This window comes from Streptomyces sp. NPDC008079 (assembly GCF_042957385.1).
Lineage (GTDB): Bacteria > Actinomycetota > Actinomycetes > Streptomycetales > Streptomycetaceae > Actinacidiphila.
Genome location: NZ_JBIBIC010000023.1, coordinates 117,509 through 130,264, shown reverse-complemented (window position 1 = coordinate 130,264; position 12,756 = coordinate 117,509). Strand labels below are relative to the sequence as shown.

The following is a 12,756-nucleotide window of genomic DNA, read 5'->3' as shown; positions in this document are numbered from 1 at the left end:
ATACCGCAGCGTGACGGCAATCTCGATGGCTCAGACGTCGGAGAAGGTCACGGCACAGTCGATCCCGGCGGGTGTGGCCTCACCGCGGTTCTACGACAGTCCGACCTGCCCGTCCGAGCCGTTTCGAGCGCCCCTGCGCACTTGCGTGCGCTCTCACCCGCGGTCGTACGGTGCGGAACCATGTCAGCATCCACGGAAGAGGTACTCGCCCGGCTCAGCACAGAGATCCCCGTCCGCGTCAGCTCGACCGCCTCTCTGATCAGGGACACAGACAAGGCGGCCGCCGCGATCGATCGACAGCGCGCGCGAAAGAACAAGGACGAGAAGGAGCCGAGTTCCCGCAAACCCGTTCTCGGCCCGTTACTAGGCGCCGACGGGCAGGACCTCGTCACCACGCCCTGGGCACTGCTCGGCACCTTCGCACGGGCGACCGCACTCGCCCGCCAGGGACGCGGCAGAGGATTGGCCGAACACTGGCAGGGCCTTAAGTACTGCCAGGCCCTAACGACCGGTCCACGGGGTTACCTGGCCCTCTCAGAGGAGGGCCAGAGTCCGGAACTCTCCTACAGAGCCATGCAAGCACGGGAGTTGGGGCGGGCCTTCGGACTCGCCGTCGCGGAACGCGCCGTGCAGAACCGCTTCCCGGATCACATGATCTCCACCTTGGACGCCGAGGCCGTGCTGCTGGCAGGTTTCGCACGCTCCGGCCCGCGCCCATCTCTGGGCGCCAGACCACGACCCGACTACTTCATCGAAGCGTGGTGCCCAGGCGAGCCATCACATGTCTTCGCCATAACGGTGAACGGTAACCATCAGAAAGCCACCAAACGCACGGCCAAGGCCGACCGCTCAGCGTTCAAGCAGCTAGCCAGAGGAAGCGAGCGCGCCGAGTACTTCCACCTCGCCGATTGGAACACCACGCCATGTCTCTTGATGTCTACCGAACTGCTGGCGCTGGAAGGCATCACCGTCAACGCTCTCCAAGCCCACGGCGAAGGGCTGCTTCCCGTGCGGCCAGCGACAGGGCGTGCGAGCGCCGATGCGATGCTCTCAGAACGGAACCCCAACTACATCGGCGCGGTTACGGTACCCGCGGTCAGCGGCCGTAAGGCACGAGTCCAGGACGGCTTCCTCATTCCCTACAAGGACCTCGGCTGGTACGGCCAACTGCTTGCGCGAACCGGAGCCGCCAGCCAGCTGGCACTCGCTGGAGCGGGCACCGAGATCGCCCAATACCTCACCAACAATCAGGGCCACAAGCACTACAAACAACAGACATTCGCTGGCTCCTCCAGCGTCCGCGACGCACGGCACAAGATAGGCCCGACGGTATTCGTCGGAACCGATCAGGTGTTCCGCGTCAACGGGGTCCGCGTGGAGGCGTTCTCCGGCATCGCCGAAGGCTTGTACGAGCGGCTGGCCAGGGCGCAAGTTGAGGACTACCGGAACCTTGCGTACGACCTGCGCAATACTCACCCGATCAGCACCACGGTCCCATCGTGGGGCCCAGTCTCCTTCGGTAAGGATGGCACCGTAATGGCCCTGCGTGTCCTACCCAAGAAGGACGACGAGATAGGCCCCTAATCAGCGGCCCGTTACCGACCAGCGGTACGCGCTTGGCGGCCCACGGCTGAGAATACCAGCGGGTACGGAAGTGATGCTGGAGGAGCCACCTGAGGCGCACGCGGCGACATCGCGGACGGCAGGAGGATCTGAGGGTCCTCCGCCCCCGCTGGGGCGACGGCGACGCTTACATCGATCAGCGACCACGCTGTCGTCCGGGCGCTGCGGTCCTCCGCCGCCCCGAGGACGGCGGCCACTAAGGTCCGGACGCTATCCATATGACAAGGGAAGCACGCCGGTCCGAATACCGATCGAAGCGCACGTGATGGCACGGTGATGGCCTTCGCCCTCGAACCGCCAGGTCACGCCACCTATCGCACCACTTTGAACTTCCGTCACCTTGGCAGCCATGAAGCAGACTGATGGCAGCGCCGCTGCACATTCCGATCCTGTGATTCCGCTCCGAGGACGCATCTACCGCAGATGCGGGTGCCGCCGACCCAACGGGCGGCAGTTCGGGGCAGCCTGCCCGAAACTTCAGGGCAGAAAGCGTCACGGCTCCTGGGCATTCGCGGTCGATCTACCCTCGGTCGACGGACGGCGCCAGCCCCGCTGCCGCAGCGGCTTCCCCACACGCACCGCGGCGGCAACGGCGCTGCGACAACTGCTCGAAAACGAGGAGAGCGGACTCGAGACGCAGGCCGATCTCACGGTCGCGGCCTATCTCACCGCCTGGCTGCGCTCGAAGCAGGAGCCGCTGCGTCCCACGACCTATGCCCGCTACCGTGACAACGTGCGGCGGGATCTGATTCCCGCATTCGGACCGATGCGTCTGGTCGACCTGCGGTCGCGGCACATCGTGGCGTGGTCGGATCGCGAACTCGCCCTCGGCCGGGGGCGAACGGCCGTCTACCGGGCTGGCGCCGCCCTCTCCAGCGCCTTGGGCGCCGCGGTTCGCACCCGGCTCATCGCCGACAACCCGTGCCGGTACTCGCTCATCCCGCGCCCGGCGGCCGGCGAGCGGATCTGCTGGAATCCCAGTCAGGCTGCCGCCTTCCTGCGCCACAACCACACCCGCTACGCGGACCAGTTCGCCGACCTGTTCGAGGTGCTGCTCGGCACCGGCATGCGCCGCGGCGAGGCGCTCGGACTGCACTGGACTGACGTGCACCTGGCCGAGCACGTGCTGCTGGTCCGGTGGAACCTCACCGCCGTCGACAACAACCAGCTCTTCCTCGGCCACCCCAAGACCAAGGCCAGCCGCAACTGGGTCAGCCTGTCCCCACGCGTCACCGCCGCGTTGGAACGCCAGCAGGCCCAGGCACGCGCGCGCCTGCCGGAAGGGGCCGCTCTGGACGGGCTGGTGTTCTGCCGCGAGGACGGCTCGCCGTTGCGGCCGCAGTCGGTGCTCACGGAACTGCGCCGCCGCTCAGCCGAACTCGGACTGCCCCGGATCGGAGTACACGACCTGCGGCACACCGCAGCCACCATCATGATCAGCTCGAAGGTGCCACTCGCCGTGGTCTCCAAAACGCTGCGGCACTCGACCCTGTCGACGACCGTGAACCTCTACGGTCACCTGCTCCCCCACGCGGCCCGCGAGGCCGTCACCGCATTGGGGGGAAGCCTACAAACAGGCAGATGTGGCAGCCGACAGCGACGGCAGTGACACAGCGGCCTGACAGGCGCACGCAGCGATACTGAGCCGCGCCTACAGTCGGGAGCGAACAGGACTGCCGTCACCGTGCCATCACGTGTACTTCCAACGGATTCAGCGGGCCCGTCGTTGCCGACGAACCCGCTGTTCGCACCGTCGGGACGACAGGATTTGAACCTGCGACCCCTTGACCCCCAGTCAAGTGCGCTACCAAGCTGCGCCACGTCCCGGTGCTTGGTCGGTCGGGGTGGTGGCCCCGGGTGACCGTGCACGAGAACGATACCGCACCTCGGGGGGTGTTTGTGCGCAGAGGGGGTGGGGGCCGGGGCGGGGGGAGTTGAGTAGGGGTACTCATGTGGGGTGGGGCGGGGCGGGGGGAAGGTCGGGGCATGACGAAACCGATTCAGCAGGAGACGACGGCGGCGTATGCGGCGCAGGCGGCGATCTCGTTCGCGGTGGCGCTGGGGGCCATGGTGGTCGGGGTGGCGTATCTGCCGGTGGGGGGATGGGAGCGGGCGTTTCTGGGGCTGGGACTGCTGTATGTGGTGACGGCGGCGTTCACGCTGGCGAAGGTGGTGCGGGACCGGCAGGAGGTCGGGCAGGTCGTGAGCCGGGTGGACCAGGCGCGGCTCGACAAGCTGCTCGCGGAGCACGACCCCTTCAAGATGGAGGGCATCTAGTCGGTGGCCCGCGCGTGACGCGTGCGGGTGAGGAACTTCCGACGGTCGGGGGCCTCCACGGGGATCGCCCCGGCGGGGGCCCTCAGGGCGTAACGGGGGCGTCGGACGCGTCGCACGGGGAGGGCGCGGCAGAAGGAGGGGGCGCGGAAGCCGTTTCGGGAGGCGTGTCGCCCAGCAGATAGCGGGCTCCGGGGCCCGCCGCCCCCGCCGCGTCGTCGACGTTGTAGAGACCGCAGCGCGTCAGGGAGAGGCAGCCGCACCCGACGCAGCTGGTCAACTTGGCCTTGAGGCGTCGCAGCTCGGCGATCTGGTCGTCGATGCGCTGCTCCCAGGACCGGGCCACGCCGTTCCATTCGGCGGTGGTGGGGACGTGGTCGACGGGGAGCCGGGCGAGGGACGCGCCGACCTCGTCGAGCGAGAGCCCGATCCGCTGGGCGGCGCGGATGAAGGCGAGCCGGCGCAGCGTGGAGCGGCGGTAGCGGCGCTGGCCGCCCGAGGTGCGCTCGGAGTGGATCAGCCCGAGGTCCTCGTAATAGCGCAGCGCGGAGGCGGCGATGCCGCTGCGGGCCGAAAGCTCGCCGATGGGCAGCAGGTCACGGGTGGAGAGGGTCACATCGGCCCAGCATACGCTTGACTTCAAGTCGGCTTGAAGTTGCAAGGTCGTCCCATGACGATGACGCACCGCACCGGGCCGTCCGGCCACTCAGAACAGCCCGAGCGCTACGGGTACGACGACCTGCGCCACCTGATGTCGCGGATGACCGGCGACGAGAAGCACGACACCGCCGCCACGTCCACCCTCGACGTCCTGTGGGTGCTGTACGACCGGGTACTGCGGGTCGGGCCCGAGAGCGCCGACGCCCCGGACCGGGACCGCTTCCTGCTGTCGAAGGGCCACGGCCCGATGGCGTACTACGCCGTTCTCGCCGCCAAGGGCTTCATCCCGTACGAGTGGCTGGCCGGTTTCGGGACGTACGACTCCCCGCTCGGCCACCACCCGGACCGCACGCTCGTACCGGGCGTCGAGATCGGTTCCGGGTCGCTCGGGCACGGGCTCGGTCTGGGCGTCGGCAGCGCGCTGGGGCTGCGGGCCCAGGGGCTGGACGAACCGGCGGTATGGGTGCTCGTGGGCGACGCCGAGATGGACGAGGGCAGCAATCACGAGGCCGTGCAGTACGCGGGGGCGGTCGGCCTCGACCGGCTCCACGTCGTCGCGGTCGACAACGCCTCGGCCACGTACGGCTGGCCGGGCGGGCTGGCCTCGCGGTTCGCCGCCGAGGGCTGGTCCGCGGTGACCGTGGACGGCCGGGACCACGCCGCGCTGTACGAGGCGTTCACCGCACCGCATCCGGGGCGGCCGCACGCCGTGGTCGCCCGCGTCGAGCCGAAGTGACGGCCGGGTCCACGGGCGACGACAAGCGACGTCACCCAAACGTCGACACCCGAGCGACAGCGGCCGAGACCGCGACCGACGCCGAGGCCGATGCGGAGACCGAGGCCGAGGACAGGCCGACACCGCGACCGCGACCGAGACCGCAACTGAGGGCAGGCGAAGAAACGACATGACTGGGGATTCCATGGACACCATGCGGGAGCGGTTCGCCGCCGTCACCACCGAACTGCTCGACTCCGATCCGCGGCTGGCCGTCGTCCTCGCCGTGATCTCTTCGGACCGCTTCAGTGACGCCGCCCGCGCCCACCCCGACCGGGTGATCGACGTCGGGATCAGGGAGCAGTTGCTGGTCGGCGCGACGGGCGGACTGGCGCTCGCCGGGCTGCGGCCGATCGCGCACACCTTCGCGAGCTTCCTGACCGAGCGGGCCTTCGAGCAGGTCAAGCTCGACATCGGGCACCAGGGCGTGGGCGCGGTCCTGGTCAGCGCGGGGGCCTCGTACGACGTCGCCGCGGGCGGGCGTACGCATCAGGCGCCGGGCGACGTCGCGCTGCTCGACACGCTCGACGGCTGGACCGTCCATGTGCCGGGGCACCCCGACGAGGCCGACGCGCTGCTGCGGCACGCGGCGGCGGACGGCGACAGCCGCGTCTACGTACGGCTCAGCGATCACTCGAACGTGGCGCCGCGACCCGTCTCGCCCGGCCGCTTCCAGGTGCTGCGCGAAGGGCGCGCCGGGGTCGTCCTGGCCGTCGGGCCCATGCTGGACGCCGTCCTCGACGCGACGGCCGGGCGCGATGTGACGGTGCTGTACGCCTCGACGGTACGGCCGTTCGACGCGGCGACCGTACGGGAGGCGACCGCTCGGACCGATGCGGCCGACCTCGTCGTCGTAGAGCCCTACCTCACCGGTACGTCCTCGGCGCACGCCGCCGAGGCGCTGGCCGACGTCCCGCACCGCGTGCTCGCGCTCGGCACCCGCCGCGCCGAACTGCGCCATTACGGCACCTGGCAGGAGCACGTGGCCGGGCACGGCCTGGACGCGCAGTCGCTACGGACCCGGATCGACGCGTTCCTGCGGGTCTGACCCGCGAGGGGGCGTGGCGGAGGGCGGCACCGCCCGCATGCGGGCCGGGGCCGGAACCGTACGACCGGGGCGCGGGCGGCAAGGCCGGGGGCGCGGTCCGAATGCCTGGAGCTGAGGGCCGTTGACCCCGGCCGCGGTCGGAAAATTCGGGGCCCCGTACCGCCCCGGCCGCGGTCGGGAAAGCCTCGGTGCCCGTACGCGCCCGGCCTCGGTCCCGGGCCAGGCTCCGCTCCCGGCTCCCGGCTCCCGACCTAGAGCCGACTCGGCGAGAACCCCTCAGGCCCCGTGCCCGCCGTCCGGCGCCGGTACGGCCCCCTGCCGCGGTACGCCCGCCGGGTGCGTCGGCTGCGCGGCCGCGGGTCCGCCCTCGAAAGCGCCAGCACCCGCCGGAGCAGCCGGACCGCCAGGAGCCCCGACAGCGCCCGGACCACCAGGCGCGCCCGGCCCCGGCGCGGGCGGCACCGCCCCCTTGCCGCTCCCCCCGGCGGCACCCCCGCCGGAGGCGCCCGGCTTCGGCGGCGCCGCCGAGGACCGCCCCACCTGCCGCCGCGCGTCCTCCGCGCTGTTCTGCGCGCCGAGCGAGCCGAAGTAGAAGCCGGAGACGGTGGCGAGGACGGTCATCAGCGAGGTGACGATGGTCTTACGGAGGTCGCCGGAGTCGGCGCCCGACGACAGCATCGCGACGGCCAGCGCGAAGGCGACGAGCGCGAGGATGAGGACGGCGATGACGCTGCGGGTCAGACCGCGGACGCCGCGCGGCTCGCGGAGGTCGCGCAGCAGGTCGCGTACCTCGTGGTCGCGGGCCGCGTCCTCGAGCAGCCGGTCGGTGATCTGCTGGCGCCAGGCCGTGGCCCGCCGCACATCCATGATCAGCGGTATCACCGCGACCGCTGCGACGGCCACGACCACCACCGAGATGAGGACGAGCGCGGAGCCGCCGTTGAGCCCGCTGATCGGCTCGGCCGCCGCGGCCGGCCCCCGGCCGGTCCCGGCATTCGCCGCCGCGACGTGAACGGTCGTGAAGTCCGTCATGGTGAAGCGCCCCCCTCGTCCGCACCACGGGTCCGCCCCCCGCGCCCCGGGCGGGCATGCTCCCAGCGCCGCCGTACGCCGGTCAAATCGGCAGGTACCGCCAACTCCCTTACGGCGGACGGCAGTACATCACCGCCGCGCCCGGCGCGGAGCCGACCCGCTCCCCCGGACAGGCCCTAGCCACGCGGGCCCTCACCTCAGGAGAATCATCCGTGACCGACCAGGCCACCGGCATGTCCCAACGCCGTTGGGGGCCGCGGAGCCTGGCGGCCATACAGCCCGATACCGCCCCATACCCGTACAGCCGCAAGCGATACAGCGGGCACACCACCAGCATCCTCATGAGGAGCAGCACGATGCGCGACGCGTCACAGTCCGGGGTAGTTCCGTACTACGAGGATGTGTCGCCCGGCACCGGCGCGCTCGCGCCGCGCGCGTGGTGGGCGGTGTCGGACGCGCGGCGGGTGAATCTCGGCGGTGCCTGGCGCTTCCGGCTGTCGGCGACGGCGGACGCGGAGGACGACTCCTTCGCCCAGCCGGGGTTCGACGCGACGCGCTGGGGCGCGGTGACGGTGCCGTCGCACTGGCCGCTCCAGGGGCACACCCATGAGCACGAGTACGGGCGGCCCGCGTACACCGACGTCCGTTTCCCGTTCCCGGTCGACCCGCCGCACGTGCCGACGGAGAATCCGACCGGTGACCATCTGCGCGCCTTCGACCTGCCGGACGACTGGCCGGGCGGCGCGGCGGTGGTGCGTTTCGACGGCGTCGACTCGTGCGCGCGGGTGTGGCTGAACGGGCAGGAGCTGGGGACCTTCAAGGGCAGCAGGCTGCCGGTGGAGTTCGAGGTCGGCGAACTGCTGCGCCCGCGCGGCAATGTGCTGGCGGTCCGGGTCCACCAGTGGTCGTCCGGCAGCTACTTGGAGGACCAGGACCAGTGGTGGCTGCCCGGCATCTTCCGCGATGTGACGCTGATCGAGCGGCCCGAGGGCGCGGTGACCGACTTCTTCGTGCACTGCGGCTACGACCACGCGAGCGGCACGGGCACGCTGCGGGTGGACTGCGAGCCGGGCGGGACGGTGACCGTACCGGAGTTGGGGCTCGACCTGGCGACCGGTGAGGAGGTGACGGTGCCGGTGGAGCCGTGGTCGGCGGAGGTACCGCGGCTGTACGACGCGGAGTTGGCGACCGAGGGCGAGCGGATACCGCTGCGGATCGGCTTCAGGACCGTCGCGGTGGAGGACGGTGTGCTGAAGGTCAACGGCCGCCGGATTCTGCTGCGCGGGGTGAACCGGCACGAGTTCGACCCCGACCACGGCCGGGTGGTGGACGGCGAGACGATGCGCCGCGACCTGCTGCTGATGAAGCGTCACAACATCAACGCGGTCCGCACCAGCCACTATCCGCCGCATCCGGCCTTCCTCGACCTGTGCGACGAGCTGGGCATGTGGGTGATGGACGAGTGCGATCTGGAGACGCACGGTTTCGAGGTGGTCGGCTGGCGCGGCAACCCGGTCGCCGACGAGCGGTGGACGCCCGCGCTGCTGGACCGGGCCGCGCGGATGGTGGAGCGGGACAAGAACCATCCGTCGGTGGTGATGTGGTCGCTGGGCAACGAGTGCGGCACGGGCGCCGGGCTCTCCGCGATGGCGGACTGGATCAGGCGCCGTGACCCGGCCCGGCCGGTCCACTACGAGGGCGACCTCACCTGCGCCGACACCGACGTCTACTCCCGGATGTACGCCAACCACGCCGAGACCGAGCTGATCGGCCGCCGCGAGGAACCGCCGCTGGCGGACGCGGAGTTGGACAAGCACCGGCGCGAACTGCCCCTCATCCTCTGCGAGTACGCGCACGCGATGGGCAACGGGCCCGGCGGACTCAGCGAGTACCAGCGGCTGTTCGAGGCGTACGAGCGCTGCCAGGGCGGCTTCGTCTGGGAGTGGATCGACCACGGGCTGCGGCAGCGCACCGCGGACGGGACGTCGTACTTCGCCTACGGGGGCGACTTCGGCGAGGAGATGCACGACGGGAATTTCGTCTGCGACGGGCTGGTCTTCCCCGACCGCACGCCGTCACCGGGGCTGACCGAGTACAAGAAGGTCGTCGAGCCGGTGAGGATCGAGGGCGACGCGGAGCGCGGCACGGTCACGGTGACCAATCTGCACGACTTCACCGACCTGTCGTATCTGGCGTTCCGCTGGTCGTACGAGGTGGCGGGCGCGCGGAGCGACGTGGGCCGGTTCGAGGTGCCGTCGCTCGGCCCCGGGCAGAGCGCGGTGCTCGAACTGCCGCGGGCGGCGCGGACGGTGGGCCGCGGCGAGGGGTGGTGGACGGTGCGGGCAGTGCTCGCCGAGGACACCGCGTGGGCGCCGTCGGGTCACGAGGTGGCGTGGACGCAGTTCGCGGCCCCCGCGCCGGCGGACGCGGCCACCGCGCGCGTCGGCGATCCGCACTCCCCGCGGCTCGCCGAGGGCGGTCTGATCGTGCTGGGCCCCGGCGTCTTCGACGCGGCGGACGGCACGCTGCGCTATCTGGAGGGCGCGGCGGTCACCGGACCCGTGCTGGACGTGTGGCGTGCCCCGACCGACAACGACCGCGGCGCGGACTGGAATCCCGAGGGTCAACTGGACCGGCTGTGGCGGGAGTTGGGTCTCGATCGGATGCGGCACCGGATCGTCTCCGTGGCCGTCGGCGGTGACGCGCTCACCGTCACCACCCGGGTCGCCCCGGCCTCCTCCGACCTGGCGCTGCGTACCGTCTACACCTGGACGGCCACCGGGGACCGGCTGCGCCTGGGCGTCGAGGTCACGCCCGAGGGCGACTGGACGCTGCCGCTCCCCCGGCTCGGGGTACGGCTCGGGCTGTGCCAGACCCTGGACCGCGTCGAGTGGTACGGCGGCGGGCCCGGCGAGGCGTACCCCGACACGCGCGCCGCGTCCCGGATCGGCCGGTACACCGGCACCGTGGACGGGCTCCAGACGCCGTACGTACGCCCCCAGGAGAACGGCGCACGCGCGGACGTGCGGTGGGCGCGGCTGCGCCGCGCGGACGGCACCGGGCTGCACGTGGAGGGCGAGCCGCCGTTCTGGTTCACCGCCCGTCCGTGGAGCACCCGGGAACTCGACCGGGCCACGCACACCCACGAGTTGACGCGTTCCGAGGTGCTGTGGGTGCACCTCGACCACGCGCTGCACGGCATGGGCAGCGCGGCCTGCGGCCCCGACGTACTCCCCCGGCACCAACTGCGCGCGGCGCCCGCCGCCTTCGCGTTCACCTTCATGAGCCTGCCCGCCGCCGCGGACCCCGAGGAGCCCGCGGACCTCCCGCTTCTGGAGACCGAGTGACCACCGCGATACGCCCGTTCAGGCCGGAGGACCTGCCCGCGCTGTACGACATCTGCCTGCGCACGGCTGACGCGGGCGGGGACGCGAGCGCGCGGTATCCGGAGCGGGACCACGAGCTGCTGGGGGCGATCTTCGCGGCGCCGTACGCCGTGCTGGAGCCGGAGGCGGCCTTCGTGCTGGACGACGGGTGCGGCCGGGCGGTCGGTTACGTGCTGGGCACCGGTGACACGGCGGCCTTCGTCGAGCGCTTCCGCGACGAGTGGCTGCCGACGGTCGCGGACCGCTTCCCCGAGCCGGCCGGGGAGCCGGGGACGCCGAGCGAGGCGATGGCCGTGCTGCTGCACCACCCGGAACGGATGGCGCGGCAGCCGGAGTTGGCCGCGTATCCGGCACATCTGCACATCGATGTGCTGCCGGACTTCCAACGCGGCGGCCACGGGCGGGCGTTGATGGAGGCGTTCCTCGGCGCCCTGGCCGCCAGGGGCGTACCGGCGGTGCATCTGGGGATGCTCACCGCCAACGCTCCCGCGCGGGCCTTCTACGACCGGCTCGGCTTCCACGAGATCGCGGTGCCGGACGCCGGGGAGCTGACCTACTTGGGCCGCGCCACCTCGTAGTCGCCGCTGTCCGTACGACCGGCGTCCTCGGAATCGGAGCCGGAAGCGGACCCGGAAGCGGAGCCAGAACCGGAGCCGGAAGCGGACTCGGACCCGGAGCCGGACTCGGCCGCCGCGTCCCCGTCCACGCTTCCGGCGGCCTCGGGAGCCTCGGCGGTCTCCGACCCGTCCGGTGCGTTGATCCGCTCGGTCCCCTCCGCGTGCTCCGGCCGCTCGGGCCAGCCGCCCGCGGGCGGCATGGCGACGGCCCGCCACCACCAGTCCTCGGGCTGTTCGTCGGCGGGCTCGAAGGGCGCGCCGGGCCGCGGGGTGGCGATCTTCGCCCCGGTCTCGCGCGCGGCGGCGACGCTGCCCTCGGCGGGCACCGCCCAGGAGTGCATGGCCAGGTTGAAGGTGGCCCAGTGGATCGGCAGCATCGTGCCCGCGGGCGTGCCGCCCGACAGGTCGCTGTGCGCCAGCAGCCCCTCGGCCGGGGTCATGTGGATGTCGGGCCAGTACTCGCTGTAGGCACCGATCTGGATCATCGTGGCGTCGAACGGGCCGTGCTGCGCGCCGATGTCCGCGAAGCCGGGGAAGTAGCCGGTGTCGCCGCTGTGGTAGATGCGGTGGGTGCCGTCGGTGACGGCCCAGGACGCCCACAGGGTCTGCTGGCGACCGCGCAGGCCGCGTCCGCAGAAGTGCCGGGCCGGGGTGGCGGTCAGGGTGAGCCCCGCGATCTCCGTGGACTCGTTCCAGTCCAGCTCGCGCAGCCGCTCGGGCGGTACGCCCCAGTGCTCCAGGTGCGCGCCGACGCCCAGCGGCACCGCGAAGACGGCGTCGCTGCGGACCAGCGCGACGATGGAGGGCATGTCCAGGTGGTCGTAGTGGTCGTGCGAGATGACGACCGCGTCCAGGCCGGTCAGCGACTCCAGCGGGACCGGCGCGGGGTGCACGCGCTTGGGGCCCGCGAAGGCGAAGGGCGAACAGCGCTCGCCCCACACCGGGTCGAACAGCACGCGCCTGCCGCCGATCTCGGCGAGCACCGTGGAGTGCCCCATCCAGGTCAGCCGCAGCCCGGAGGCGGGCGGGCGCGCGATGTCGGCGAGCGTGGTGGGATGCAGGGGCACCGGCCCCGCGGGCTTGCGCGGCTGCCTGGCCTCCTTGCGGAAACTGGCCGGAAGCGCCTTGAACATGCTGCCGCTGGGGACGCTGCGGGCGCCGACGGGGTTGACGAAGGCGCCGTCCGCGTAATTCGGTGAGGAAAGGATGCGTTCCAGCCGGGCGCCCGTGGGGTCCGCGCCGAACGACGGGGGGCGCATCTTCACGAGGCGGGACGGCTGTCGGCCGGCGCCGGTCACGGGTCCTCCAGAGCAGATGACGACGAGCGGCGGGGTCCCGCCA

10 protein-coding genes and 1 tRNA gene are annotated in these 12,756 nt (G+C 71.7%); 7 read left to right on the top strand and 4 right to left on the bottom strand.

What is annotated here, in order from left to right; genetic code table 11:
• Nucleotides 1-180 precede the first annotated feature (180 nt).
• Both ACFZAM_RS33420 and ACFZAM_RS33415 read left to right on the top strand, forming a co-directional pair.
• The gene (locus tag ACFZAM_RS33420) at nucleotides 181-1,584 is read left to right on the top strand and encodes a hypothetical protein (RefSeq protein WP_391051450.1); all 1,404 of its coding nucleotides are present in this window, start codon (nucleotides 181-183) and stop codon (nucleotides 1,582-1,584) included.
• A gap of 388 nt (nucleotides 1,585-1,972) precedes the next feature.
• Nucleotides 1,973-3,232 (top strand): tyrosine-type recombinase/integrase, encoded by a 1,260-nt coding sequence (locus ACFZAM_RS33415; protein ID WP_391051448.1) that lies wholly within the window; start codon nucleotides 1,973-1,975, stop codon nucleotides 3,230-3,232.
• 144 nt (nucleotides 3,233-3,376) lie between these two features.
• On the opposite strand, the gene ACFZAM_RS33410 is transcribed toward ACFZAM_RS33415, so the two are convergent.
• Nucleotides 3,377-3,450, bottom strand: a tRNA-Pro gene (locus tag ACFZAM_RS33410).
• 159 nt (nucleotides 3,451-3,609) lie between these two features.
• Between ACFZAM_RS33410 and ACFZAM_RS33405 the strand changes: the two genes are divergently transcribed.
• Complete coding sequence (locus ACFZAM_RS33405; RefSeq protein ID WP_188280171.1) at nucleotides 3,610-3,900, top strand: YiaA/YiaB family inner membrane protein; 291 nt, start codon at nucleotides 3,610-3,612, stop codon at nucleotides 3,898-3,900.
• Between the two features lie 82 nt (nucleotides 3,901-3,982).
• Here the strand turns inward: ACFZAM_RS33405 and soxR are convergent, their stop codons facing one another.
• Complete coding sequence (gene soxR, locus ACFZAM_RS33400) at nucleotides 3,983-4,513, bottom strand: redox-sensitive transcriptional activator SoxR (RefSeq protein WP_391051446.1); 531 nt, start codon at nucleotides 4,511-4,513, stop codon at nucleotides 3,983-3,985.
• A gap of 60 nt (nucleotides 4,514-4,573) precedes the next feature.
• On the opposite strand from soxR, the gene ACFZAM_RS33395 reads away from it, so the two are divergent.
• Both ACFZAM_RS33395 and ACFZAM_RS33390 read left to right on the top strand, forming a co-directional pair.
• Complete coding sequence (locus ACFZAM_RS33395; protein ID WP_391051498.1) at nucleotides 4,574-5,293, top strand: transketolase; 720 nt, start codon at nucleotides 4,574-4,576, stop codon at nucleotides 5,291-5,293.
• Nucleotides 5,294-5,477: 184 nt separating this feature from the next.
• Nucleotides 5,478-6,380 carry a transketolase C-terminal domain-containing protein gene (locus ACFZAM_RS33390; protein ID WP_391051496.1) on the top strand — a complete coding sequence of 301 codons (903 nt, stop codon included), beginning with the start codon at nucleotides 5,478-5,480 and terminating at the stop codon, nucleotides 6,378-6,380.
• A gap of 276 nt (nucleotides 6,381-6,656) precedes the next feature.
• Here the strand turns inward: ACFZAM_RS33390 and ACFZAM_RS33385 are convergent, their stop codons facing one another.
• Nucleotides 6,657-7,412, bottom strand: coding sequence for a hypothetical protein (locus ACFZAM_RS33385; protein WP_391051444.1), 756 nt, complete (start codon nucleotides 7,410-7,412; stop codon nucleotides 6,657-6,659).
• A 356-nt stretch (nucleotides 7,413-7,768) separates the two neighbouring features.
• Here ACFZAM_RS33385 and ACFZAM_RS33380 point away from each other — a divergent pair, with 356 nt between their 5' ends.
• Both ACFZAM_RS33380 and ACFZAM_RS33375 read left to right on the top strand, forming a co-directional pair.
• Nucleotides 7,769-10,759 (top strand): glycoside hydrolase family 2 TIM barrel-domain containing protein, encoded by a 2,991-nt coding sequence (locus tag ACFZAM_RS33380; RefSeq protein ID WP_391051442.1) that lies wholly within the window; start codon nucleotides 7,769-7,771, stop codon nucleotides 10,757-10,759.
• Nucleotides 10,756-11,376 (top strand): GNAT family N-acetyltransferase, encoded by a 621-nt coding sequence (locus tag ACFZAM_RS33375; RefSeq protein WP_391051440.1) that lies wholly within the window; start codon nucleotides 10,756-10,758, stop codon nucleotides 11,374-11,376. The genes ACFZAM_RS33380 and ACFZAM_RS33375 overlap by 4 nt, the downstream gene beginning before the upstream one ends.
• On the opposite strand, the gene ACFZAM_RS33370 is transcribed toward ACFZAM_RS33375, so the two are convergent.
• Nucleotides 11,352-12,713, bottom strand: a complete 1,362-nt coding sequence (locus ACFZAM_RS33370) for an MBL fold metallo-hydrolase (RefSeq protein WP_391051438.1) — start codon at nucleotides 12,711-12,713, stop codon at nucleotides 11,352-11,354. The two genes, ACFZAM_RS33375 and ACFZAM_RS33370, sit on opposite strands and share 25 nt — an antisense overlap.
• Between the last annotated feature and the right edge of the window lie 43 nt (nucleotides 12,714-12,756).